The sequence below is a fragment of the Macrococcus bovicus genome (assembly GCF_030376725.1).
In the GTDB taxonomy this organism is placed as follows: domain Bacteria; phylum Bacillota; class Bacilli; order Staphylococcales; family Staphylococcaceae; genus Macrococcus; species Macrococcus bovicus.
This window is the reverse complement of record NZ_CP128470.1, coordinates 945,688-971,609: the sequence shown is the minus strand read 5'-3', so window position 1 is coordinate 971,609 and position 25,922 is coordinate 945,688. Positions and strand designations below refer to the sequence as shown.

Below are 25,922 nucleotides of genomic sequence, written 5' to 3'. Positions count from 1 at the left end.
ATCCTTTATTTCAATAGATTTCGTCTCGTAAGTGCGATTAAAAGTCCGTATGCAGTCAGACTGCCGACGACAGTACTGGCCAGGAAGAGAGGGGCAATCACATAGAACTTGCTGAAGTCAAGGTTCATCATATAGATCAGCGGTATAGTGGCGAGACTGCCGATAATACCGGTGCCGATGACTTCTCCTATAACGGCGAAGCCCACTTTACGGCTGCGCTGATAGATGAGTCCTGCTAGTAATACACCGATCATACTGCCGGGGAAGGCAAAAGGTGTCGCAGTCCCGAAGATCAGTCTGATGACTGAGGTCAGAAATGCCTGGGCTAAACCGTACCAAGGGCCGACAAAAACAGCGCATAGTACATTGACGAAGTGCTGGACCGGAAAGGCTTTTATAGGGCCGAGCGGAATATAGATCATCTGGCTCAGCACTACATTGATTGCCGTGATAATTGCCGTTAAAGTCAGTTTCCTGGTCTGATTGTTTTGCATCTTAACCGTCCTTTCGTTAAAAAAGTCGATTCATCCATGAACCGACTTTTGTCTATTAGTTACCGCAACCAGGTGCACTATTTGCTATTTGAGCGCCCGTCTCACCTTTCAGGACGTCTCCACCGGTAGAGACAATGATCTCATCCGTCACAGTCTGGCTGATCGCATGAGAGACCATCTGCAGAAGTGAGTTGACTTCACCTTGCGCCTCCTTGAACTGATCCACTAAAGGCATGTCATCCAGTTCAGCTTCCACTTTCGCAATTTTCTCTTCTGTCATCTGCAGGGCTTTCTCTTTGCCGTATTGTTCAAAGTTCACCGCTTGTTTCTGCAGAGACTTCAATGAAGCCATTTTCTCGCGCACAGTCTGATTCTCGTGAATCTGAGCTTCAGCACGCTTAAAGAATTCTACCGCATCCGTCTCAGCCATCATCCGGCCGAGCTGTTTCGCATGTTCTAAGATCTGATCGTTTGTATACATTAATGGCTCACTCCTACTTGGTCTAAAATAGCGATTAATTCACCATTCATTGAATAGCGCATAGTCTCTGTTACTCTTACTTTGACAAATTGCCCGATGGCTTCCTTAGGTGCACGGAAATTGACGAGCTTGTTCTTATCGGTATAACCTGCAAGAATCTCGTCATTCTTTTTCGATGGTCCTTCACAGAGGACGATGACCTCCTGACCTAAATAATTCTGCAGCGTCTTCTCAGAATATTTCTCCACTATCTTATTCAGACGCTGCAGACGGTCTTTCTTGTCACGCATCGGCACATTATCCTTCATTTTGGCTGCCGGCGTCCCTTCACGCGGGGAATAGATATACGTATAGGCGTGTTCAAAGCCGACTTGTTCGTACAGGTCCATTGTATCTAAAAATTGTGCTTCTGTCTCATTGGGATAACCGACGATGATGTCTGTTGTCAGCGCGACATCCGGCATCTGCTCACGGATCTTAGCGACGAGTTCCAGATAGCTCTCCCGTGTATATTTACGGCCCATGATCTTCAGGACATCGTTATTACCTGATTGCACAGGCAGATGAATATGCGGCACGATATTGCCGCCCTCAGCCAGCACTTCAATCAGACGGTCGTCAAAGTCCCACGGATGGCTTGTCGTGAAACGGACGCGCGGGATATCAATCTTCTGGATATCTGCCATTAAATCGCCGAGTCCGTAATGGATGCCTAAGTCCTTACCGTAGGCATTGACATTCTGACCGAGCAGGCAGATTTCTTTATACCCGCGTCGTGCGAGGTCTCTTACCTCCTGGATGATTTCCTCCGGCATGCGGCTTCGTTCCTTGCCGCGGGTGAACGGTACAATACAGTAGGTACAGAATTTATCACAGCCATACATGATATTGACCCATGCCTTCGTTTCACCGAGTCGTGACTTCGGCAGATTCTCGATGACATCGCCCTCTTTAGACCAGACCTCAACGACCATCGCTTTAGATAAATAAGCTTCCTCTAAAATAGCCGGCAGGCGGTGAATGTTGTGCGTCCCGAAGATCATATCGACGTTCTGATAGGATTTCAGAATCTTGTTGACGACAGATTCCTCCTGACTCATACAGCCGCAGACACCGATCAGTACATCCGGCTTCTCAAGCTTCAGATGCTTTAAGTTACCGATTTCACCGAATACTTTGTTCTCAGCATTCTCCCGGATGGCACAAGTGTTCAGCAAAATGACATCCGCATCGTTGACATCATTCGTTGCTGTATAATCCAGTGCCTCAAATATCCCGGCCATCACTTCTGTATCATGTTCATTCATCTGACAGCCATATGTTCTGATGTAATATTTACGGCCTTTACCCAGACCCTGATATTTTTCCTCAATCGTAAAGTCATGGTGATAGTTCACCGCTTCTTTTCCACGTTTTTTAGCGTCTTTCAGGCTTGGCGGTTGATAGACATGCTCAAAATATTTGCTGTAATCCTTCTCAGGCTTCTTCTCTGTCTTGGCCTGAGAACCTAGGATCCGACTTTCTTCGTTCATTTCAAAACCCTCTCCAGTCATTTATCATCTATTTAGTATATTACTTATACCAGACATTTTCAAAGGTTTTTATCAGTCGAGAAGCTCATCAAAATCACCATTTGAAGAATGAACCATCTGGCTGTAGAGGCCATTCCGCTCAAGCAGCTCGTGCTGATAACCCTGCTCAATAATCTCGCCCTGTGCAAGCACGATGACTTTATCTGTTTTCTTCACGGTGTTCAGGCGATGGGCAATCACGATGCTTGTACGTCCTGCCATCAGACGATCCACCGCTTCCTGCAGCTGCATCTCTGTCACCGTATCAATCGAACTTGTCGCTTCATCCAGCAGGAGAATCTTGGGATTCTGGACGAGCGCACGTGCGATGGATAACAGCTGACGTTCACCTTGAGAAAGTCTTGATTCCTCACCGGAGATCACCGTGTCATAGCCTTCTTCAAGACGCATGATAAAGTCATGGGCATTGGCATCTTTCGCCGCCTGCACCACCTCTTCATCTGTCGCTTCATGATTGCCGTACTTTATATTATCCCGGACGGTGCCGTCAAAAAGAATCGGATCCTGCAGCACATAGGCGATCTGACGTCTTAATGTACGTCGTGGCATGCGCGATACTGAAACGCCGTCAATCAGAATCTCGCCTCCATTGATATCATAGAAGCGGTTCAGCAGCTGAATGATCGTCGTCTTACCGGCACCCGTTGCGCCGACCAGTGCGAGTGACTCTCCTGCAGCCAGATCAAATGAGACGTGATTGATCACATTTTTCTGCTGACTGTCATTATATTTGAAGGTGACATCATTGAACTGAATATGACCTTGAATCACCCTTTCCCCGTGATTCGTGTCCGGTTCTTCTTCCTCATCGATAATCGCGAAGACACGTTCCGCTCCTGCCAGCGCTGACAGTACTTCATTGAACTGATTGGCGAGGTCAGATAACGGTCTAGTGAACTGGCGCGCATATTCAGCGAAGATCACGATCGTGCCGACAGTTACCGCCTGACCGTTCAATGCAAGGAGGCCGCCGATACCGACGACGATGGCAAATGAAAGGTTGTTCAAGGTATTCATGACTTTAGGAATGGTACCGGAATAACTGATAGACCAGAACCCCCGTTCACGGACCGAACGGTTCTTCTCTTCGAAGCCCTGTATCACAACTTCTTCCTGTGAGAAAACTTTGACTACTGACTGGCCGGAAACAATCTCTTCAATATAGGCATTCATATCCCCGAGCGCCTGCTGACGCATCTTATAAAGGGGACCTGTGCGGTTGGTGATCCAGCGCGTCGCAAAGAACATCACGGGTATAATCGTCATCGTCAGTAGTGTCAGTAACGGGCTCAGGGTCAGCATCACGATGACTGTTCCCACCAGTGTCACAATACTGGAGGTGAACTGGATAAATGATGAGTTCAGAACTTTTGAGATATTTTCAATATCGTTTGTCATTCTGCTCATGATATCACCGTGCTGACGTTCATCAAAGAAGCGGATCGGCAGCTGCTGCATATGACTGAAGAGCTGCATGCGAAGCTTGTAGACTGTCTCCTGTGCGATATCGACCATGAGATAGGCAGCGAGATAGGTCAGAAGCGATAAGGCAGCAAAAATAATGAGCAGCCAGCCGATCTTCTGCGGCAAGGAGCTGAAGCGCTTCGTCATAATATTATGATCGATGATATGACCGATCAGATACGGGCCGACCAGACTCAGGAGAGAGGTGATGATGACGAGTATAATGACAAAGAAAACCATCCATCTGCGGTGGGCCATCAGCTGCCATATTCTGCTGACTGTATGTTGCCAGTCATCTGCCCGCTTTTTATCTTTTTTCCGACCGATATCTTCTTTTTTCAAGACCGGCGGATGAGAAAATACATCTTTAATCATGTGCCTCCTCCTGACTGCGTGCTATATCCTGATATAGCCGGCTTGAATTCATCAATTCTTCATGGGTGCCGAGCGCGACGATTCGTCCTTGATCCAGCAGCAGGATCTGATCGGCCGTTTTAGCGGTATGTATCTTCTGAGTGACGATGATACGTGTCATATCGAGATTTTTCAGCGCATCAAACAGACGGCCTTCAGTATGGATATCCAGTGCTGATGTACTGTCATCCAGAATCAGAATGCCCGGTTTTTTGATCAGTGCACGTGCGATGGCAAGCCGCTGTTTCTGACCGCCAGATAAATTCACACCCTGCTGGCCGACTTTCGTGCTGTATGCATCATCAAAATTCATGATCGAATCATGAATCTGGGCGATCTGCGCTGCACGGAAGACTTCCTCGGCACTTGCTTCACTGTCGCCCCAGCGAACATTATCAATAATCGAGCCTGTAAAGAGCGTCGTCTTCTGCGGCACATAGCCGATCCATTCGCGCAGTGTACGGATATCCCAGTCACGGACATTCTGGCCGTTAATAAGGACTTCGCCGGACGATGCTTCATACATCTTAGGGATAAGCGATAATAATGCAGATTTTCCGGCACCTGTCTGACCCATGATGACGAACTTTTCTCCGCCCTTCACTTTAAAGGAGATATCTTGCAGGACATAGTGCTGTGCAGACGGATATTTGAAATAGACATGCTTAAACTCAACCGTGTTGTTCAGCTTCTCAGCCGCATTGTCATCTGCGACCTGAATCTCATCCTCCGGCGTAGTCAGAACCTCGCTGATACGGTCAGCGCTGGCTTTTGCACGTGAAAAGGCAATGATAATAAAGGCGAACATTGAGAAACCACCCTGCATCCGCAGTGCATAGTTGATGACCGCCACTAAAGAGCCCACTTCAAGTGAGTCAGACTGTATAAGGTCACTGCCGAACCAGATGACGAGCAGCATTGATAAATTCATGATGATGAGGAGCACCGGCATAATGCTCTCCATCAGTCTGAGCGCATAGACCGTATCCTGTCTGATAGGTGTCGCCACTTCATCGAATCGTTCAGCTTCATAGGGGCCGTTCAATGTCGACTTAATCAGTCGCACCCCTTCTAAGTTCTGCTGCACAAAGCGATTTAGATGATCAGTCCGCTTCTGGATACGCAAAAAGAGCTTCATCCCGCTGCGCGCAGTGATAAAGAGAAAGACAGCTAAGAGCGGTGTCCCTATCACCAGATAGAGGGCGATTTCCGGGGCGACGATGAAACTCATGATGATACTACCGACGACCGATAATGGCGCTTTCAGCATGATGCGCAGACTCATGAAGAGTACCATTTCGTTCGCAATAATATCGCTGGTCAGCCGGGTGATCAGACTGGACGTTTTAAACCGGCCGAGTGTTTCGAGGGAGAAACCTTGAATCTTGCGGAAAATAGCATTACGTAGATCGTAGGAAAACATATGACAGACGTGAGAAGAAATAAATGAGTTCAGCACACCCGCAAAGAAAGCAGCCAGACTGATGCCGAGCATGACCAGCAGATAAGTCTGAATATAGCGGGTATCATTCTGCAGGATGCCGTTATCGATTATATTCTTCATGAGGATAGGCGCATACATATCGACAAAAAGTTCTGACAGCATCAGTAGAAGTGCAAATAACATCAGTCCGAGATAAGGACGTGTATACTTGATGACGGTCTGCAAGGTAAAAACCCCTTTCTTTCGTATTCCGAATTAGTTTAATTATGCCATATCTCTCTCAGAAATATTCAATAGTTTGCCTGAAACTATGCGGCCGATTATAATATAAGAGTTACTAAATCAGATAGGAGCACAAAATGAACTTTCTTTCTCAGCTCATGGATTTCATCCTGCATATTGATAAGCATTTAATCAGCATTGTCAGTCAGTACGGCACGCTGACTTATGGTATTTTGTTTTTAATTATTTTTATTGAGACCGGACTGGTCATCATGCCTTTTCTGCCGGGTGATTCCATGCTGTTTGCAGCCGCTGCACTTGCCCCGCAAGGTGCCCTTAATATAGGGTTATTGTTTTTAGTCTGCTTGATTGCGGCTGTGTTAGGCGATACCCTCAATTATCATATCGGTAAATGGGCCGGCCTCGGCATTACGAACCATCCGCGTTTCGGGCGCTTCATCAAGGAAGAACATCTGCTGAAAGCCACGCGCTTTTTTAATCAATACGGCGGAAAAACCATTGTCATGGCTCGCTTCATGCCATTCATCCGGACCTTCATTCCCTTTGTAGCTGGTGCCAGTCGCATGCATTACAGTTATTTCATTCTCTATAATGTGATCGGCGCATTTCTCTGGGTTGCTATCTGTCTGGGTCTCGGCTATTTCTTCGGTAACATTCCAGTCGTGAAAGATAACTTTGAGATTGTCTTGATTCTCATCATCGTCGTCTCTGTCTTACCTGCTGTCTTCAGTGCCTTCAAAGCCTGGAGAGAAAATAGAAGTCATTCGTAATGAATGACTTCTATTTTTTCACGCTATAGGCATCTAGCATTCTTGCCGTTCTATATAAAATGCTGTGCAATTTTTAAATTGAACAGCATTTTTCATATTCCTGTCAACATCTCCAGCAGCTGCTGCTTTAACAGGCGTCTCTCCTCTTCAGTCATCTGCTTCACTTCGATTATATGCTGAATACTCGCCGGCTTGCCTGCGAGCACCACAATGCGGTCAGACAGTCTGATCGCTTCTTCAATACTGTGCGTGATCATCAGCACCGTCCTTTTTTCTGCCGCCAGTATCTCCTGCAGCCATTTCTGCATATCGAACCTGGTGATCTCATCCAGCGCGGAAAAAGGTTCATCCAGCAGCATCAAATCCCCCGGTGTATTTAGTGTGCGTAGAAAGGAGACACGCTGTTTCATGCCACCGCTTAAACGGTCCGGATATTGATGACGAATATCTTCGAAGCCACTTCGCTCTAAAAGTTCATCCAGCCTGCCGGTCGTACCCTCTTTGATCTCACTGCCCAGTGCGATATTGGCGGCAACGGTGCGCCACGGCATCAGTGAAGGTGACTGCGGCATATAGGCGACGTGGCCCGTGTGTCCTACTACCTGCCTGCCGTCTAATATGACGTCACCTGCGACAGGGGTTAACAGCCCGCCGATAATGTTGAAGATCGTCGATTTCCCGCTGCCGGAAGGTCCAAGAATCGTCACAAACTCCTGGTCTTTCACCTCGAGGTTCACGTGCTCTAGAACAGGGTTCATGCCAAAGGAATGGCTGATATTCTGCAGTTTTAATTTAATCATGTTTCCACCTCACCGTCAGCTTCTCCAAGACTTTGATCACACTGAAGATGACCAGCGCAAAAATCACGATCCATACAAGTGCTACAAAGACACGGTCCACCTGGAAGGCACGCTGGGCAATGATCATATATTTGCCGAGACCTTTGTCACTGCCCAACCACTCTGAAATAATGGCGCCCATAACAGAGTATGTCCCGGCAATCTTCAAACCATTGAACAGAAAAGGCATGCTGCCCGGCCATTCTAATTTTCTGAAGATCTGCATACGACTTGCCCCGGCTATCAGCATATATTTCCTTAAATCCTGATCCACTGATCTGAATCCTTCCAGCAGACTGACCGTCACCGGGAAGAAACAGACGAGTGTGATCACAATCAGCTTCGGCAGCAGGCCGAAACCAAACCAGATGACAAGAAGCGGTGCTATCACGATGACCGGTACATTCTGGCTGACGACAAGTAATGGATAGATAAACGGCTCAAGTGCAGGGATCAGATGCAGCATCACGGCCATCCCTACACCGACAACTATAGAGACCAGCAAGCCTGCCAGCACAAGCAGGATGGTCGGCACCAGGTCATCCTTATAGTCCGGGAATGCTGTGATGAATGCGGTTGCAATAGCACTCGGTGCAGGTAGCGTATAGCTATCGACATGAAGCAGGCGAACGAGCATCTCCCAGAGCAGCAGCAGGACGGCGATGAAGAGACCAAACTTCAGAGAGTATCTCATCGGTATTTCTTGACGAGTTCTGCCATAGAAGCCTCTTCAGCATGATAGAACTTCACTTGAGAAATAACGCTGACCACGCCTTCAGCCATCATTTTCTTGTTCATATCTTCAATGAGTTGAAGAAGTTCCGGCATATCCCCTTCTATCGTTGTATCCAGCGGGTTGACAACATAAGGCAGGCCACTCGCCTGAATGACTTCAATCGCCTTGTCGACATATGGAATCACATCTTCACCGTTAGGCGTCTTCGGTATGATTTGAATGCTCATCAAAGTGTCTGCCATCAGTTTCCCTCCACAAATTCGTTTGTAAATGCATCGTCAGCATTGAAGTCGTTGTTGATGATATCATTTTCCTTCATAAAGTGCGCAAAATTCTCCCAGACCTTCTTGTCCTGCAGGCCCCATTCCTTCGCGTCATCCTGATATTTATCCTTCAGGTATTCCTGACTCTTATAGACCAGTTCCTTACTCTCTTTTAATTCCGGCGCCTCGGTCAGCAGAATATCAGCGGCTGCTTTCGGCTTATCAATCGCAAACTCATAGCCTTCCTGTACAGCCGCCATAAAGGCATCAACCGTCTCTTTATCTGACTGGATATATTTTTCGTTCGCAATGATCAGCGGCGTATAATAGTCAAGATTTTTATCGTAATCTGTTAAGTACTGCATGTTGACTTTCTCGCCGCGTGTCTCCGCTTCAATACCCGTCCAGCCGTAGAATACCCAGGCGAAATCTATATTCTTCTTGGAGGCTGTGAAGAAGTCCGTATTGCCCATATTGACGACTTTAACATCCTTGACATCCGCGCCGTCTTTTTTCATGACTGCATCAATAAATGGCCGCTCAATAGGTGCGCCCCAGCCCCCGTAAGTTTTCCCTGCGTAGTCCTTAGGTGAATGGATGTTTTTAGAAGCAAGGCTCATAAAGCCGCTCGTATTGTGCTGGATAATAGCCCCGATCGATTTGACCGGCACACCTTCTGTCCGTTCCTGCGTGACCTGCTCCTGTGCACTGATTCCAAACTGAACTTTATTAGCAGCGACAAGCTGGTCCGCTGTCACATCGCCTGGTGTCTTAATAGTCACGTCCAGACCATGCGCTTTGAAATAGCCTTTTTCTTTCGCCACATAGATTCCTGTATGGTTGGTATTGGGCGTCCAGTCAAGCATCAGTGTGACTTTCTTCAGTTCCTTAGCCTCTTTCTTGTCTTCTTTCTTCGTCCCTTGCTCACTGCAGCCCGCCAGTAGAATCAGACAGCTTGCACCTATCAAAAGTTTTTTCATCAGTTATCCTCCATTAAAAAAACACAACCTGCAGAAGGTTGTGTTTGAGACACTTCCCTCCGTCAGCATTATCTGACCAGGTTAAAAGGGTTTAGGATTCCTCCAGTCTCAGCAAAAAGCTCCCCTAGTGTTTTTATGATTTATTTAAATTGTAACATAAGTTCATTGAATTCAGGCTGTGTAATTTTCATCTCGGCCTGCGATAAGTTCTGACTGTAGCCGTCTATCTGTTCTGCGTAGCTTGGTGTTGCCGTATCCTGATAGATAATCCCCGTCACCAGGCCGTCATGCTCAATGACAGTGGATAACGCCTGCGCTTTATTTGAAGGGTCATAGCCTTCGATGTCAGCGATCTTAGTCAGATTTTCTTTGAACCAGTCATACGTATTGATTTTATTATAGGTGACACAAGGTGAGAAGACATTGATGAACGAGAAGCCCTTATGCTGAATACCCGCTTCAATGATAGCCGTCAGTTCTTTGATATCTGATGAAAAGCTCTGGGCGATGAATGTAGCGCCACTTGTAATCGCCAGTTCAAGCGGTGAAACGTTCTTCTCGATTGAACCTTTAGGTGTGGTCTTCGTCACAAATCCATGCGCTGAACTAGGTGACGTCTGACCTTTTGTCAGCCCATAGATCTGATTATCCATGACAATATAGGTGAGATCGATGTTACGGCGCAGCGCATGAATCGTATGGCCCATACCAATCGCAAAGCCGTCGCCGTCCCCACCTGAAGCAATGACGGTCAGTTCCTGGTTTGCCATCTTCACACCTTGAGCAAGCGGCAGTGCACGACCATGGATGCTGTGGAAGCCGTAAGAGTTGATATAACCTGATAACCGGCCTGAACAGCCGATTCCCGTAATGACGGCGAGGTTCTCCGGTTCAAGTCCGACACCCGCTGCTGCTTTTTGAATCGCAGCCTGGACGGAGAAATCACCGCAGCCTGGACACCAGTTCGGTTTAACAGTATTTCTGAAATCTTTGAATGTTGCCATTATTTCTCGACTCCTTCATCCACCACTGTATTGATCTTTTCTTCAATATCATGTGGCAGGAATGGTGTTCCGTCATATTTGACGAAACTTGTGATTTTATTGTGATGCAGTGTATTCATTTTGATGATCTGTGCAAGCTGACCCTGATAATTATTTTCAGCGACAATCACTTTCTTCGCTTTATCAAGTGCAGCCTGGACCTCCTCAGTCGGGAACGGATGCAGCTGTCTGATCTGCATGTGATTGACTTTAAGATCTGTACGCGTCATTGCTTCCTCAATGGCCCCGTGCGTTGAGATAAAGCCGATGACAAGGACGTCTGCTTCATCGTGGCCGCCGCTTTCAACTACAGGCTGCTCAATCTTCAGCGCCTCAATCTTGCGCATCCTTTTCTCCATCTGTTTAATACGGTTGACAGGTGATTCTGACGGCTTACCGTCTTCAGCATGTTCAACACCCGTCACATGATGGATGCCGTTCTTAGTGCCAGGTAACGTACGCGGCGAAACACCTGTCTCTGTCACTGCATAACGTTTGAAATAGTCTTTCGTATCTGAGTCAGGCACATCACTGACAATGTTGCCGCGGCGGATCTCAAGACGGCTATAATCAAGTTCAGGTACCGTCTGTTTGCCGAGGGAGAGCTGCAGGTCACTTAACAGAATAACCGGACACTGATATTCTTCTGCGAGATTAAAAGCCTCCATCGTTAAGTAAAAAGCATCCTCCACGGTCGTCGGCGCGATAACAATCTTCGGTATATCGCCGTGCGTCCCGTAGATCATCTGCATCAAGTCTGACTGCTCCTGTTTTGTCGGCAGCCCAGTTGAAGGACCTCCGCGCATCGTGTTGACGATAACGAGCGGCTGTTCTGTCATGCCGGACAGACCGATTGCTTCCATCATGAGGGAAAGCCCCGGACCTGCTGAAGCTGTGAATGCCCGGACACCGGCATAGTTGACGCCGATAGCCATGACGGCTGCCGCTATCTCATCTTCAGTCTGTATCACTGTACCGCCGAAACGAGGCAGCTTATCAATCATATACTCCATGATTTCTGATGCCGGTGTAATCGGATAGGCCGCCATAAAACGGGCACCGCCCGCTAATGCACCGAGTGAAATGGCTTCATTACCGATCATGAAGAGGTGACCTATCCCGTCACTATCCGCCAGATTGAAACGGTCACCAATCTCTGCACCGTATTTCAATATTTCAGCGATACCGCTCTTCAATGCCTCTTTATTCAGTTCAACGATTTTATCGCCTTTTTTCTTGAACATCGATTCTACTAGTTCTTCAAAAGGTTCAAGAGACAGACCGAGAAGCTGCACAGTCGCACCGACTGCGACCATATTCTTCATCAGTGCAGTCCCTAGTTCTTTAGCGATCTCCGTAAAGTTGATTTCAATCAGCAGACCTTCAAAATCTGCCGGTCTCTCAGGCGCAAATTTACCGTCTGCTAAGATGACCCCTTCTGCTGTCAGCTCATGATAGTTAAGGTCAATCGTCTCCTGGTCAAACGCCACGAGAATATCTAAATCGTCACTGATTGCGTAGACAGGGGTGGTTGAGACACGGATCTTATTGTTGGTGTGCCCCCCTTTAATACGACTTGAGAAATGACGATAGCCATATAAATAATACCCTTGTCTGTTTAAGGCAGTAGAGAATATCTCACCTGTTGATTCTATCCCTTCCCCCTGCTGTCCACCGACTTTCCATGAAATTTGTGATTTCAAAGTTTCATCCTCCTACAATTTATCTCATCAACCAATATAACAAAAAAACCGCACAGTCACATGACTTGTGCGGGTATTTCCGTTAAATTCATACTAATGGCCGATAAAAGGATGATCAGGATTGATCAATATCCGCTCCATTTTCTTGGTTTTGCCTGCTTTATCAAGTTCAATATAGACGCCTGATAAGACCCCTCGCCCTGTTTCATGCAGCACATGTCTGACAGGCAGACCTGTTATAAAGCGGTGAATCACTTCGTCCTTATTGATGCCGAGAATGCCGTCATAGTCACCCGTCATCCCCACATCAGTGATAAAGCCGGTCCCCTGAGGCAGAATACGGTCATCCGCTGTCTGAATATGAGTATGAGTACCGACAACCGCACTGACGCGGCCGTCCAGATAATAGCCCATCGCGCCTTTTTCGGATGTCGTTTCAGCGTGAAAATCAACAAAGATATGATCTGTCTCCTTACGTGCCACTTCAATCAGCTCATCTGCTTTCTTGAAAGGGTCATCGATAGCCGGCAGAAATGCTCTCCCCTGCAGATTAATGATAGCGAGTTTATCCTGATTGAATCTGACAATTTTCATGCCGACACCGGGTGCCTCCGCTGGGTAGTTGGCTGGACGGATCATCTTGATATCCTGATCGAGAAAATCATACACTTCACGCTGACCATATGTATGATTACCGAGTGTGACAAAATCCACGCCTTGTGTCATAAATGATTTATAGATTTTTTCAGTGATGCCCCTGCCGTGTGCCGCATTCTCACCGTTGACTATCGTGAAATTAGGCTGATATTTCTTCTTTAAGTGAGGCAAATATTCGCTGAGCATATCCCGGCCAATGGCTCCCACTATATCTCCGATAAATAATATTCTCATCATCTACTCCTTTAATTTTTCATTCTTAGTTATTGTACCAAAAAGAAGACGGAGTTAGTTCAATAATGAACAGGATAAAAAGACTGGAATCGTATTCCAGATAAAGACTAAAAGCATGTAAAAAATGAATAAGGATATGATAAACTAATGATAAATCCAAGAAAAAGAGGTTGAAGCATGTCACTTAAGAAAATGTCAGTTATTTTATGTACCTCAGTGGCCCTCCTTGCCGCGTGCGGCACAAAAGAAGAACCTGCAGAAACTAAAACCACTGCGACAAGCCAGATTTCAAGTGATGCCAAAAAAGCGATTGAAGAAAGTAAAAAACGCGGGCAAGCGAAAGCTGAAAAAAATAAGAAGGAAAATCAGTCATCAAGAGAACCGGCGACATCAGAGACAGGCCGTGATACAACCGAGGACGTAACAACTGAACAGTCAGTGACCGAGTTACCATCGACGGAAATTCCTGTCACACCCGCCCCAGCAACAGAGGCACCGACGACAGAAGCATTGACAACAGAAGCCATCACAACAGAGTCTGTCAGCACAGAAAATCCAGCTGACAACGTGACATCTGCAGACCAGCTTCAGCAGATCATGTTCGGTGATTATACGGAGGCGGAAAAAAGACAAGCCTATAATGCAGCCGTAGCAAATGGCATCATTCCACCCGGACATATGGACGGCGGCACAACGATGCAAGCCTATCAGAGTTCAATCAACGTTCAGCAAGGCTTAGAGTAAAAATAAGGTCACTACTATAGTGATCTTTATTCTATACATATAAGTTTACATAACAAAATTATATTTATTAATAACTCAAAAAAACACAGAGCCTCGGCTCTGTGTCTATTTGTTTAGATAATGTTTTTCGATAACCTTCTGCACAAACTTATATTCTGTAATCGGTTCATCGAACTCATAAAACTTCGTCTCGTTGTCCTTGGTTGTGATCGCGATATATTTCACAACGGACAGTCCACCACGGATATCATTCTTCAGAAACTCTACACGAAACCATTCATTGCCATGCGTAAAGTATGAAGTAGTCATCACTGAATAATTGCCTAACATAACCTTCGCCCCCTTGATCTTTGTATCCATCATAACAGAATCACTCATCCATATAAATAAAAACCGATAAATATGCACCTTTAAAATCTTATCAGTATAAAAAAACTTCAGTGAGTCCACACTCACTGAAGTTCTGTTATTTAGCATATTCAACCGCACGCATTTCACGTACGACTGTTACTTTAATATGACCTGGATACTGCAGTTCTTCTTCGATCTGATTCTTGATATCACGCGCTAATCGATGGGCCTTCAGATCATCCACTTCCTCAGGAGAGACGATAATTCTGATTTCTCGTCCCGCCTGGATCGCAAATGATTTCTCGACGCCGTCATAGCTCTCTGAAATCTGTTCAAGTCGTTCCAGACGTCTGACGTAATTTTCCAAAGTCTCGCGTCTAGCACCTGGTCTAGCTGCACTCAGTGCATCGGCAGCCGCCACTAAGACCGAAATGACCGAATTAGGTTCGATGTCACCATGATGTGAATGGATTGCATTGATGACGACCGGATGCTCCTTGTATTTCTTCGCAAGGTCTACACCGATTTCAACATGACTGCCTTCCACCTCATGGTCAATGGCTTTACCGATATCATGAAGAAGTCCTGCCCGCTTAGCGAGTGTCACATCTTCACCGAGTTCTGCTGCCATCATGCCTGCTAAATGCGCCACCTCTACTGAGTGTTTCAGCACATTCTGGCCGTAGCTCGTTCTGAACTTCATACGGCCGAGTATTTTCACTAAGTCCGGATGTAGATTGTGGATACCCAGTTCAAATGTCGCAGCCTCACCTGCTTCGCGGATACTTTCATCCACTGATTTTTTCGCTTTTTCAACCATTTCTTCGATACGACCTGGATGAATACGACCATCAGAAACCAGGTTCTGCAGCGCGATTTTCGCCACTTCCCGTCTGATTGGATCAAAGCCCGACAGTATCACTGCCTCCGGTGTATCGTCAATAATCAGATCAATACCCGTTAATGTTTCAAGTGTTCTGATATTTCGTCCTTCCCGACCAATAATACGACCTTTCATCTCATCATTCGGCAGATTGATCACTGATACCGTTGATTCTGAAGTATGATCAGCGGCTAAGCGCTGAACAGTAGTCGCAAGTAACATTTTGGCTTTCTTATCGACTGTGTCTTTGACTTCTTGCTCTTTCTCTTTGATCAGCACGGCTATATCATGAGAAAGTTCATCTTCAACCTGGTCGATAATTTCCTGTTTCGCTTCTTCTTGAGTCAGTCCGGAGATGCGTATTAATTCCTGTTCATGTCTGGCGATAATATCTTGAACACTTTGCTCCAGCGCATCAACTTGCTGTTGTTTAGCTTCAATTTTAGATTCTTTTTGTTCTAAAAGCTCATCTTTTTTATCTAAGAGTTCACTTTTTCGATCTAAGTTTTCTTCTTTTTGAAGTAATCGTGCTTCTTGTCTTGAAAGATCTGCTCGTCTATGGCGATATTCGTCTTCCAGACGATCACTGCGCAGCTGATGTTCTTCTTTAGCTTCTAGCAGTTTTTCTTTTTTAAGACTTTCGGCTTCTTTTCTAGCTTCTTTCACAATATGCTCACCAGTTTGCCGTGCCTGAATCTGCTGGTTCGTCAAATTCGTTTTTGCTAGATAATAACCTGCAGCAACACCTACAAGGATGCCAAGCAAAATGTATAAGAGGATAACCATACATAAACACCTCCTTTTTGCTTATTATCTAGTTAAAGTATTAAAAATAAAGAATATATAATTAAAATCATATACATTTCAATTGTACGTTTTCTGTCATATTAAAGTCAAGGCGTCATCTAGTATATGGAATAGAAAAACTGAAGTCCGGAGACTTCAGTTCTCTGTGATTAGACTAATTCGTCATCAAATAAAGTATCTGCTTCTTCTTTCTGAGGTTCTGCAGATTCTTTTTCTGCTGTCTCAGTCACTTCATCCGGCGCGATGATTCCCATTTCCTGACGTATTTTACGGTCAATCTCTGCCATGACTTCGGGATTCTCTTTCATGTAGTTCTTCACGTTCTCTTTACCCTGACCTAAGCGCTCGCCATTATAAGAATACCAAGCACCTGATTTATCAATCACTTCAAACTCAGTACCGAGGTCTACAATCTCACCTTCACGGGAGATACCTTTACCGTACATGATATCAACTTCAGCTACTTTGAAAGGTGGCGCTACTTTGTTCTTCACGACTTTAATCTTTGTACGGTTACCTACCACGTCCATGCCTTGTTTCAGCTGTTCCGCACGACGGACTTCCAGACGGACTGAACTATAGAATTTAAGCGCACGGCCGCCAGGTGTCGTTTCTGGGTTACCGAACATCACACCGATTTTTTCACGGACCTGGTTGATAAAGATGGCGATTGTATTAGATTTCGCAATGGCACCGGAAAGTTTACGCAGTGCCTGTGACATCAGACGCGCCTGCAGACCCATATGAGAGTCACCCATCTCTCCTTCGATCTCCGCTTTTGGTGTCAGGGCAGCCACTGAATCGATAACGATGATATCAATCGCACCGCTTCTAACAAATGCTTCAGCGATTTCCAGACCTTGTTCACCATGGTCAGGCTGTGATAAATAAAGATTCTCAGTATCCACACCCAGATTCTTCGCATAAACAGGATCTAATGCGTGCTCAGCATCGATGAATGCAGCTGTTCCGCCCTGAGCCTGTACTTCAGCGATCGCGTGCAGGGCCACGGTCGTTTTACCGGAACTTTCAGGTCCGTAGATCTCAATGATACGCCCTTTAGGATAGCCCCCTACTCCTAATGCATTATCGATGGTAATAGAACCACTTGAAACAGTGGAAACATTGCGAGCTGTGCTTTCGCCGAGCTTCATGACCGCGCCTTTACCGAATGATTTCTCCATATTTTTGATGACTGTATCGAGTGCTTTTTGACGTTCGCTCAAATGTATATCCTCCTTAAACGTTGCCGTTTATTCGTTAATTTAATTTGTTTTACATCTCTTACTATACTGATTTCGGGCTCAAATAGCAAGCAAAAAGCAAACGTCTGTTCGTATTTTTTAACGACAGTTTTTGATGACAGACAGACAGTTTTTCATGAAAACAGTCCCATTCACCAGCTGTTTTTCATAAAAAAATAACAGGTTATGACGACCTGTTATTTAGAGCCACGGAACACATCTCTGCCGTGATAGAAGTATTCAATGCCTGATAGAATGGTGAAGAAAACAGCAGCATACATCAGCCAGTAGCCGAGGTTCATGCCGAATGGTTCTGCAAGAAGCAGTAAAATCATGGCGACCATCGTTACAGCTGTCTTGATCTTGCCGAGCTGACCCGCTGCTGAGACAAATCCCTGTTCTATCTGCAGAAGACGAAGACCCGTCACCGCAAACTCACGTGCAACGATAATGATGGCCATCCAGGATGGTATGACATCCAGTTCAACTAACGCTATAAGACCGGATGCAACGAGCAGCTTATCTGCTAATGGATCCAGGAATTTCCCCATATTTGTGACAAGCTGCCATTTTCGCGCCAGATAGCCATCTACCCAGTCAGTCAGAGAGGCAAAGATAAAGATGACTGCTGCAATGAACTGTTCGATGCGCATATCCATGCTGTTCAAGAATTGAATATTCCCCATATGGAAGTCGGCCAGCAGAAAGACAAGAAAAATCGGAATCAGCACTACGCGTGCCACTGTAATCTGATTTGGAATGTTCATTTGTAGACTCCTTTCTATTTTGAAATATTGAACTGATAGGTTCGTGTAATTAAAGCATCCGCGCTGGTCGGGACCTCCACTTTCTCACCATTGCAATACACCGTCAGGTCAGCTGTTGATCCCGCAATCAGTGTGACAGTGCGTGCCCCCTTACCTACCTTTAATGTCCGGTCGTTGACATTCTGATAGTTCTCTGACCGGTCATCACTACGCAGCTGGAGCCACGTCGGTGTCTTCGATGTCACACGAATGACAACAGGCTCTTTCGTCTTGACTGTGTAGCTGAGTGTAGCACCGTCAAATGATTTATAGCTGACCCTCGTTTTTTCCTCTTTTTTAGCCGGTTCTTCTTTTTCTTTCTTCTTATCCGGCTTCTGCGCTTCTTTCTTAGTCTCTATTGCCACATCTCTACTCGGATTAATCGTTGCAGCATGCCACTGCCGGGGATGCGGAAATAAATAGACCGAGACGATCCACAGTAACGTACAGACAGCAGAGACGAGCAGAATCAGCCTGAACAAAGGTAATAACTTCTGATTTTCCTGGACATCGGGTGTCTTAAGTGATTTCTTCGCTTCTTTGGCAGTCATCTTATGTATCGGAAGCTCCGACTGATGTTCTTCTATGAGTTTATCCGCGTTCAGATTGACACTCTCCGCATACTTTCTAATAAAACCTACTGCATAATCGGGATTCGGCAGCTGATCAAACTCATTTTTTTCAAGCATCGAGATATATTCTCTCTTGATCCTGATGCGTTTCTCCATATCCAGAAGCGTCATGCCGAGCCTTTCCCGTTTACTTTTCAAAATTTCACCAATGGGTTTCATTGAAACGCCTCCCATTATTCAAAAAATCCGAATCCATCTGTGTCAAATAGATTATTCTTGTGCACCTGCTCATAAGTGATTTCCTGATCATCGCTCTCACGCAGCTCGATAATGTAATCAAAGTCCTCTAATGTAAAGTCGCTATTCGCCACAAATAAATCCGGATGCTCTATCACTTTTACAGCAGGTAAATTCATCACTTCTTTGACGAGCTGCATATGCCGCATATCCTGCTGCTTGGATGTCAGCGCGCCGTCGATGATGTAGATGTAGCTACTGTCATACTCACCTTTGAACAACGAGTTGCGCACAGTCTGCTTAATCATGGTTGATGATATGAACAACCATTTCTTATGGGCACAGACACTGGCGGCCACTACTGATTCAGTTTTACCGACACGAGGCATACCTCGTATACCGACCAGACAATGCCCTTCCTCCTTGAAGAGCTCAGCCATGAAATCAACCAGTATACCTAAATCATTTCTGACAAAGCGGAAGGTCTTTCGGTCTGTCACATCGCGCTGAATATAGCGCCCATGTCTGACGGCCAGTCTATCCTGAAGAAGGGGTGTCCGAATCTTGATGATGCGAATTTCATCCAGTTCACGGACAATATTTTCAAAGCGGATGATTTTCTCGTCATTATCCACTCGCAGGAGCATGCCGCGGCGCCCTTCATCGACGCCATTGATCGTAATAATGCTGATACCTAGTGTACCCAGCAGACTGGAGACATCCCCGAGCAGACCCGGCCGGTTCACTTTGATTTCATATTCAAGATAACACTCTCTCATCATAAGCCCCCTAAATGAGCCATCCTGCATTCAGACGTAAGACTTGTCCTGTCATATGCTGAGCTCTCTTATGTAGTAAATAACTGACTAAGTATGCGATTTCATCCACTTCCACAAGCTCCCCCTGCGGAATATCTTCCAGCAGAGCATATACATCCAGCTGATCGGTCATTCGCCCGCGTACGACACCCGGTGTAATGGCATTGACTGTCACGCCGCTCAGCGCGAGTTCCTTGGCCATAGACTTCACAAATCCGATCTGAGCTGCTTTCATCGCAGAATAGACACTCTCCATGCTTGCCCCTGTCTCGCCCCAGATTGAACTGATCACGACTATTCTACCATACTGCTTTCTACAGAGAACAGGCACGAGCCACTGCACGAGCTGAATCAAGCCCTTCAAGTGAAGATGATACTGCTGATCAATCTCCTCTGCAGTGAAATCCTGCACAAGGCCGAAGCTCTCCGTTCCAGCGGCATAGATCAAGCCGTCGATGTTTTCAAGAAATGCAGGTCTTGTGTCCAGTCTTGTTAAATCACATTGCCAGAAAGTCACATCGCCAGACATCGAGCCTTTCAGCGACTCGACATCAGCTTTAAAATACTGACAGATAACCGAATGTCCTGCTGCTAATAGTTCTGTGACAATCGCACGTCCAATATCGCCGCTGCCGCCTGTCACTAAATAACTAGCCACGAGGCACCAGTCTGCTATCAGTCATATGGGACATATCAACCGCCTGCCGGAATGTGGTCACAGCCTCTTCAAGGCTGATCTGCTGAAGGACCTGCATGATATCAAAGAGAATAGCCCCGTTGAAATAGTAACGTGTAAACTGATTCGCGATGTATTCAACCGAATTAAAGCTTGCGATATATTCACCCGTTGTCTGTTTCACTAATCTTCTGAAGGCGCTCTCATCAAATTCTGCCGTTTCAAAGCGTTCCATAATCCGTTTTTTCAGCGTGTCCGGTTCAGATGTCGCCCCTGCTATCAGCATATGGGAGAAGGTCGGCTCCAGAATAAAGCTATAGCCAAATGAATCATCTATTAAGCCGTCAGCTAACAGTTCATGATAAAAATCACTCTGCTCACCTAAAAGAAGTTCCAAGATAAACATCATCTCAAACTCTGTCTGGATCAAGGGACGATTCTGCAGATGACAGTCGCTTTTAATACCGAGCATCAGCTTCGGCCGTGAGACATCTGTAGGCGTTGTCACCTGCTTGTCCTTCACTTCCTGCGGTTCACTGATGTCAGCGATCACCGGCAGATAAGCAGGCTGGTCTGTTGTGAGCTGCTGTTCGCTGACCAGGTCAGCGATAGCAGCAGGCTCCACATTGCCGACCACAAACATGACCATATTCTCAGGACGGTAGAACGTGTCATAGCACGTGTAGAGAGTTTCTGCTGTAATCTCATTAATCGAACTGATGGTGCCTGCTATATCCTGGCGCACAGGATGATGATGATACATCGCCTGTAACGTCTGGTAATACAGCCTGTAATTCGGCTGCTCCTGGTACATCTTGATTTCTTCTGCGATGATACCGATTTCTTTCTGCACAGATTGCTCTGAGAAATAAGGCTTCTGAACCATCTCAATCAGTGACTTAATATTATCCTCGACACGGTCGACAGCAGTAAACAGGTAACTGGTGCGGTCATAAGACGTAAAGGCATTGACAGAAGCCCCTTGCTCAGAGAAGACATTGAACATATCACCCGCTTCCTTCTCGAACAGCTTATGTTCTAGAAAGTGAGCCACACCTGCCGGGGTACTGACCATATTTGAACGGTCTGCAGGTATGAAATCAGTATGTAAGGAACCGTATTTCGTCGTCATGGTCACATAGGTTTTCTGGAATCCTGCTTTTGGGATGATGAAAAGCTGCAAGCCATTTTCTAGTCTGGTTTCATAGAGTGTCTCATCTATTTCCGGATAGTATTGTTTTTTCATGCTGTCACCTCTTCTGCAAGACAATAGATTGTCTGAACGTTGACTTGTGCTGCAATCGCCATCACTTCTTCTTTTGTCACGCTTTCAATGCCCTTTATCCACTCATCAGTCGACAGCTTTACAGCGTCGAAAGTCGAAGCATAACTGGTCTCAATCCATCCTCTCGGGCGGTCAAAGTTTTCCCGTCTATGACTGACAAGCATTTTCTTGGCGATGGCCAGCAGCTCCTCAGAGAACTGCCCCTCTTTCATCATCTCAAGCTGGCTGAGAATCATATCAACTGCCTGCTGATAAGTCGCATTCTGAACGCCTGCAACGACATACAATAGACCGAGCCTTGCATCTATCTGCGAGTGAATCTGGTAAGCAAGACTCATTTTTTCACGGATATTCATAAACAGGAGACTCGTTGCATCACCACCGTAAATCTGATTCATGACGATAAAGGCAAAGTAGTCACGTGTCCCGTATTCAACCGGCGCGGTCATCCCCATATTGATACGGGCCTGTGAAGTATGCGTATATTCAGTGACATAGACCGGTTTGTCCTTCGGTTCCAGTTTAAGGGGCTCTAAAGCAGCCTCATTCGACAGAAAATCAAAGTAATATTCAAGCTTAGCACGAACGTCCTCTGTTACGTCACCAATGATGTATAAAGCCTTCTCATCTTGCAGCATCGAATCATAGGCCGCATATAAAGACTCAGGTGTAACAGCAGGCAGATGTGCTTCAATCCCGATGCTCGGGTAACGGTAGCTCGTCTGAAACATCTCCTGCAGCATGCGTTGGAAGCTTGCTTGTGCTTTATTGTCTTTGATAGCGTCAAAGCGTGCAGCCAGAAGCTGTTTCTCCTGGGCGACTTTCTGCGCGTCAAAGGCACCCTCCCTGATATCAGGATGCTTAATGACATCGCTGAGCAGCTGGCAGCACGCGTCAAACAGTGGCTCATCGACAAACTTATCATGGATGAACTCCATGCTGAAAGTCATGACATGTGCGGTCTTCTGCTTCGTCACATAGCTTGATAGATGTGCCCCGTATAGATCCGACAAGTGATCATAGAGTTTCTGTTCACTCGGAAAACGAGCCGTCGACTTGGTCAGCAGTTTGGCGAGCAGTGACCGTTCTGTCAGACGCTCAGCCTCAATAGGTGCTTTAAATTTAAGCGTCAGGGTGATGGTCTTAAACTTCTTCTCATTCTTGATGTAAATAGGTATCATAAAATCACTTCAACTCTCGCTTAATTTGGAATTTAATCTGACTGGACTTAAAATAATTCAGCGAATAAAGGACCGGTCTATCATCCTTATTCTTATGAATCTGACGGACAAGAACCAGACTTTCCTCCGGTGCACATTCCAGCATATTGGAAATATAGGGTTCATAGCTGATCGATTCAATTTCACATGTGGCAGACGTAATCTGAAATTCCGGACGATTCTTCAGCACCTCAAACAAAGAAACCTTCATAGAATGGTCGAGTATCAATGATTCGTCAACCATCTTGTCAAGACAGTACGCAATCGGTTCGTTATCAGCTGTACGGATACGCTCAAGGACAATGATATTACGGTCATCAGTGATCTCGAGAACCCGCTTGTCATCAATCGACGGGGTCTCCGGGTCCTGACTGATGATGATAGAGCCTGCCTTATATCCCTTTTCCTCTATCATTGACGTAATACTTTTCAGGTTATGGACAGGATAGAAGAAAGTCGGCTCATGTTTGACAAAGTAGCCTTGATGGAAACGTTCTGATAACAGCTGCTCTGTGACAAGCTCCTGGAGAGCTTCTTCTACATCGTCCTGAACCACGTCCAGAGTTCGTGAAATCTCATATTCGCTCGGCAGGGGCCGGTCGGTCGTAAACGCCCCGTCCTGAATGCGTTCGATAATCCAGTCTTTGATTTCTACTACCGTTTGTTTGGCAGACATTATTCTCCTCCTTCTTCAGGTGCTATTAATACTTGTCTCGGCTTACTGCCCTGGGCGGGTCCGATTACCTGATTAAGTTCTAAATCATCCACAAGTCTTGCAGCCCTATTATAGCCTATTCTGAACTGGCGCTGCAGAAGTGAAGCACTTGCCTTCTGCTCTCTCACCACAAATTCATAGGCCTGATAATAGAGTTCGTCGTCTGAGGGTGAATCAGACTGTACGATATCTTCCGGTTCCATTTCCTTCATATAGTTCGCTGATTGCTGAGACGTCACATAATTGACAACCGCCTCCACCTCGCTGTCCGACAAGAAAGCTCCCTGTACGCGGGTCGGCTTAGACTGCCCGGAAGGTAAGAACAGCATGTCGCCTCGACCGAGCAGTTTTTCTGCACCTTGTGAATCCAGTATTGTTCTTGAATCTACCTGGGAGCTCACGGCAAACGCGATACGTGAAGGGATGTTCGCCTTGATCAATCCCGTGATGACATCCACCGAAGGACGCTGCGTCGCAATAATCAGATGGATACCGGCCGCACGTGCCATCTGTGCGATTCGCATGATGGCACTCTCAACGTCTTTACTCGCGACCATCATCAAGTCGGCAAGTTCATCGACAATTACAACGATGTAAGGCAGCAGGCTATTCTTTTCATCCAGTTCCTGGTTCTGACGCTTCAAGTACTCATTATATCCTTCGATATTACGTGTCCCTGTATGACTGAACAGATCATATCTCCGTTCCATTTCCCCGACAATTTTCTGCAGGGCCTGGCTCGCCTTCTGCGGGTTGGTCACGACCGGTGTGAGGAGGTGCGGAATGCCGTTATAGACATTCAGCTCCACCATCTTCGGGTCGATCATCATCAGTTTGACTTCATGCGGTTTCGCATTCATCAGGATACTCGTGATAATGCCGTTGATACAGACTGATTTACCGCTGCCAGTAGACCCGGCGACAAGCAGATGGGGCATCTTGTTAAGCTCAGCAGTGATCGCTTCCCCGGAGATATTCCGCCCCAGGACGACTTTCAGTTTATTGGTCGCTGCCGGCTCCTCTTCCAGCACTTCACGCAATGTCACCATAGACGTCGTGGCATTCGGGACTTCTATTCCGACTGCAGATTTACCGGGTATAGGTGCCTCAATCCGGATATCTTTCGCCGCCAAGGCAAGTGCGATATCACTAGACAGATTGACGATACGGCTGACTTTGACACCCAGCGCCGGATGGACTTCGTACTGGGTGACGGCTGGACCGATACGAATCTGACTCACTTTTGCATCCACCCCGAAGTTTCTCAGTGTATTCTCAAGAAGCTGTCCTCTTTGCTTCACTGACTTCGTGTCCGACTGCGCAGCATGGGCAGGCGGATTCAATAAGGTAATAGGCGGCAGCTGATAGGCTGAGTCTTCGTCATTGACTGTTTCTATATCAGCCGGCTCCAGGTCAGCATTTTCCAGGTCAGCCGGCTCTGTGACAGCCGGCTTCTTACGCTTATTTTCTTCATAGACAGGTATATCTTCCTGTTCGTGTGCCGGCTCTATCTTCTCAGGCACCGGCATAGTCTCTGGTGCTTCCTCTTTGATTTCGACGAGTGCTGAGACATCTTTAGGCTGCGGTTTCTCACGCTCCTGCCATTTCCGTCTGACCGCAGCCATACTTGACATCAAGGTCATGAACAGTGTCCTTGCTTCCTGTCTGATAGAACGTCCTGCTATCAGAATGCCTGTCAGACCGAATAAAGCGATGATTAAGATGAAGGTACCGACCGGACTGATCAGGGCTGTGGTCATACTCTCTAAATAATAACCGGCAGCACCTCCGCCCTGGTAATGAAAATGAGAATCGGATTCCAGTTCATAGATATGATTAAACCTCGGCCGGTGCTTATTCTCTATCAGCCGGCTACCGAACTCAAACAGCAGACTTAATGCCACTTGAAGCGTCAGCAAGCCTGTCAGCCGTCGGTTCAGAGGCATGAATTTCTGGTTGATAGTGACGTAGATGACTGTTAAAAATAACAGCAGATATGTATAGTAGCGGGCTGTCCCCGTGAAAAGTATCATCAGACAGTCGATGCCAAGCCCGATCAGGCCGAACTGAAATAACCCGAGCAAAAGCAGACACAGCAGAATGAGCGCCACAAGATAAATATAAGGCGGGTCTTTCCGCTTCGCTGTTTTTTGGGTCCGTCTTTTCTTCGTACTCTTTTTTTTAGTGATTGCCATGTCTTCACCTCA

Annotated in this window: 25 protein-coding genes and 1 riboswitch; of the genes, 2 read left to right on the top strand and 23 right to left on the bottom strand. The window is 46.3% G+C overall.

Going from position 1 to position 25,922, the window contains the following annotated elements:
- Positions 1–5 precede the first annotated feature (5 nt).
- The 5 genes from thiW to QSV55_RS05290 form a co-directional block, all read right to left on the bottom strand.
- Complete coding sequence (gene thiW, locus QSV55_RS05310; RefSeq protein ID WP_289650980.1) at positions 6–494, bottom strand: energy coupling factor transporter S component ThiW; 489 nt, start codon at positions 492–494, stop codon at positions 6–8.
- 55 nt (positions 495–549) lie between these two features.
- On the bottom strand, positions 550–975 hold the full coding sequence (locus QSV55_RS05305) for a YlbF/YmcA family competence regulator (protein WP_133452488.1): 426 nt from the start codon (positions 973–975) through the stop codon (positions 550–552).
- On the bottom strand, positions 975–2,507 hold the full coding sequence (gene miaB / locus QSV55_RS05300) for a tRNA (N6-isopentenyl adenosine(37)-C2)-methylthiotransferase MiaB (RefSeq protein ID WP_289650979.1): 1,533 nt from the start codon (positions 2,505–2,507) through the stop codon (positions 975–977). Before miaB ends, QSV55_RS05305 begins: the two co-directional genes overlap by 1 nt.
- 72 nt (positions 2,508–2,579) lie before the next feature.
- A complete protein-coding gene (locus QSV55_RS05295; RefSeq protein ID WP_133452486.1) occupies positions 2,580–4,406 on the bottom strand; it encodes an ABC transporter ATP-binding protein in 1,827 nt (608 codons plus the stop codon).
- Positions 4,399–6,114 carry an ABC transporter ATP-binding protein gene (locus QSV55_RS05290; protein WP_289650978.1) on the bottom strand — a complete coding sequence of 572 codons (1,716 nt, stop codon included), beginning with the start codon at positions 6,112–6,114 and terminating at the stop codon, positions 4,399–4,401. The genes QSV55_RS05295 and QSV55_RS05290 overlap by 8 nt, the downstream gene beginning before the upstream one ends.
- Positions 6,115–6,248: 134 nt before the next feature.
- Between QSV55_RS05290 and QSV55_RS05285 the strand changes: the two genes are divergently transcribed.
- Entirely contained in the window at positions 6,249–6,902 is a 654-nt protein-coding gene (locus QSV55_RS05285; RefSeq protein WP_289650977.1) for a VTT domain-containing protein, read from the top strand.
- Positions 6,903–6,994: 92 nt separating this feature from the next.
- On the opposite strand, the gene QSV55_RS05280 is transcribed toward QSV55_RS05285, so the two are convergent.
- The 7 genes from QSV55_RS05280 to QSV55_RS05250 form a co-directional block, all read right to left on the bottom strand.
- The gene (locus tag QSV55_RS05280) at positions 6,995–7,702 is read right to left on the bottom strand and encodes an ABC transporter ATP-binding protein (protein ID WP_289650976.1); all 708 of its coding nucleotides are present in this window, start codon (positions 7,700–7,702) and stop codon (positions 6,995–6,997) included.
- The gene (locus tag QSV55_RS05275) at positions 7,695–8,435 is read right to left on the bottom strand and encodes an ABC transporter permease (protein ID WP_133452483.1); all 741 of its coding nucleotides are present in this window, start codon (positions 8,433–8,435) and stop codon (positions 7,695–7,697) included. The genes QSV55_RS05280 and QSV55_RS05275 overlap by 8 nt, the downstream gene beginning before the upstream one ends.
- Positions 8,432–8,719, bottom strand: a complete 288-nt coding sequence (locus QSV55_RS05270; protein WP_289650975.1) for a thiamine-binding protein — start codon at positions 8,717–8,719, stop codon at positions 8,432–8,434. The genes QSV55_RS05275 and QSV55_RS05270 overlap by 4 nt, the downstream gene beginning before the upstream one ends.
- The gene (locus QSV55_RS05265; RefSeq protein ID WP_289650974.1) at positions 8,719–9,720 is read right to left on the bottom strand and encodes an ABC transporter substrate-binding protein; all 1,002 of its coding nucleotides are present in this window, start codon (positions 9,718–9,720) and stop codon (positions 8,719–8,721) included. Before QSV55_RS05265 ends, QSV55_RS05270 begins: the two co-directional genes overlap by 1 nt.
- Before the next feature lie 37 nt (positions 9,721–9,757).
- A riboswitch (TPP riboswitch) is annotated at positions 9,758–9,856 on the bottom strand.
- 4 nt (positions 9,857–9,860) lie between these two features.
- Positions 9,861–10,724 (bottom strand): 2-oxoacid:ferredoxin oxidoreductase subunit beta, encoded by an 864-nt coding sequence (locus tag QSV55_RS05260; RefSeq protein ID WP_133452480.1) that lies wholly within the window; start codon positions 10,722–10,724, stop codon positions 9,861–9,863.
- The gene (locus QSV55_RS05255; RefSeq protein WP_289650973.1) at positions 10,724–12,466 is read right to left on the bottom strand and encodes a 2-oxoacid:acceptor oxidoreductase subunit alpha; all 1,743 of its coding nucleotides are present in this window, start codon (positions 12,464–12,466) and stop codon (positions 10,724–10,726) included. Before QSV55_RS05255 ends, QSV55_RS05260 begins: the two co-directional genes overlap by 1 nt.
- 93 nt (positions 12,467–12,559) lie before the next feature.
- Positions 12,560–13,357: a TIGR00282 family metallophosphoesterase gene (locus QSV55_RS05250; protein ID WP_289650972.1), complete on the bottom strand. Its 798-nt coding sequence runs from the start codon at positions 13,355–13,357 to the stop codon at positions 12,560–12,562.
- 177 nt (positions 13,358–13,534) lie between these two features.
- Between QSV55_RS05250 and QSV55_RS05245 the strand changes: the two genes are divergently transcribed.
- Positions 13,535–14,101 carry a hypothetical protein gene (locus QSV55_RS05245; protein ID WP_289650971.1) on the top strand — a complete coding sequence of 189 codons (567 nt, stop codon included), beginning with the start codon at positions 13,535–13,537 and terminating at the stop codon, positions 14,099–14,101.
- Between the two features lie 105 nt (positions 14,102–14,206).
- Here the strand turns inward: QSV55_RS05245 and QSV55_RS05240 are convergent, their stop codons facing one another.
- The 11 genes from QSV55_RS05240 to QSV55_RS05190 form a co-directional block, all read right to left on the bottom strand.
- Complete coding sequence (locus QSV55_RS05240; protein ID WP_289650970.1) at positions 14,207–14,431, bottom strand: hypothetical protein; 225 nt, start codon at positions 14,429–14,431, stop codon at positions 14,207–14,209.
- Between the two features lie 136 nt (positions 14,432–14,567).
- A complete protein-coding gene (rny, locus tag QSV55_RS05235; protein ID WP_289650969.1) occupies positions 14,568–16,121 on the bottom strand; it encodes a ribonuclease Y in 1,554 nt (517 codons plus the stop codon).
- A gap of 170 nt (positions 16,122–16,291) precedes the next feature.
- Positions 16,292–17,326, bottom strand: coding sequence for a recombinase RecA (gene recA, locus QSV55_RS05230; RefSeq protein ID WP_434784213.1), 1,035 nt, complete (start codon positions 17,324–17,326; stop codon positions 16,292–16,294).
- Positions 17,327–17,583: 257 nt separating this feature from the next.
- Positions 17,584–18,153 carry a CDP-diacylglycerol--glycerol-3-phosphate 3-phosphatidyltransferase gene (gene pgsA / locus QSV55_RS05225; protein WP_289650967.1) on the bottom strand — a complete coding sequence of 190 codons (570 nt, stop codon included), beginning with the start codon at positions 18,151–18,153 and terminating at the stop codon, positions 17,584–17,586.
- Between the two features lie 14 nt (positions 18,154–18,167).
- Entirely contained in the window at positions 18,168–18,983 is an 816-nt protein-coding gene (locus QSV55_RS05220; RefSeq protein WP_289650966.1) for a helix-turn-helix domain-containing protein, read from the bottom strand.
- A 14-nt stretch (positions 18,984–18,997) separates the two neighbouring features.
- Positions 18,998–19,783: a YmfK family protein gene (locus tag QSV55_RS05215; RefSeq protein WP_208001529.1), complete on the bottom strand. Its 786-nt coding sequence runs from the start codon at positions 19,781–19,783 to the stop codon at positions 18,998–19,000.
- 7 nt (positions 19,784–19,790) lie between these two features.
- Positions 19,791–20,477 (bottom strand): elongation factor P 5-aminopentanone reductase, encoded by a 687-nt coding sequence (gene ymfI, locus QSV55_RS05210; RefSeq protein WP_289650965.1) that lies wholly within the window; start codon positions 20,475–20,477, stop codon positions 19,791–19,793.
- Positions 20,470–21,741 (bottom strand): EF-P 5-aminopentanol modification-associated protein YfmH, encoded by a 1,272-nt coding sequence (gene yfmH, locus QSV55_RS05205; protein ID WP_289650964.1) that lies wholly within the window; start codon positions 21,739–21,741, stop codon positions 20,470–20,472. The genes ymfI and yfmH overlap by 8 nt, the downstream gene beginning before the upstream one ends.
- Positions 21,738–22,961, bottom strand: a complete 1,224-nt coding sequence (gene yfmF / locus QSV55_RS05200) for an EF-P 5-aminopentanol modification-associated protein YfmF (RefSeq protein WP_289650963.1) — start codon at positions 22,959–22,961, stop codon at positions 21,738–21,740. Before yfmF ends, yfmH begins: the two co-directional genes overlap by 4 nt.
- A gap of 4 nt (positions 22,962–22,965) precedes the next feature.
- A complete protein-coding gene (locus tag QSV55_RS05195; protein WP_133452464.1) occupies positions 22,966–23,676 on the bottom strand; it encodes a GntR family transcriptional regulator in 711 nt (236 codons plus the stop codon).
- Entirely contained in the window at positions 23,676–25,910 is a 2,235-nt protein-coding gene (locus QSV55_RS05190) for a DNA translocase FtsK (protein ID WP_289650962.1), read from the bottom strand. Before QSV55_RS05190 ends, QSV55_RS05195 begins: the two co-directional genes overlap by 1 nt.
- Positions 25,911–25,922 lie beyond the last annotated feature (12 nt).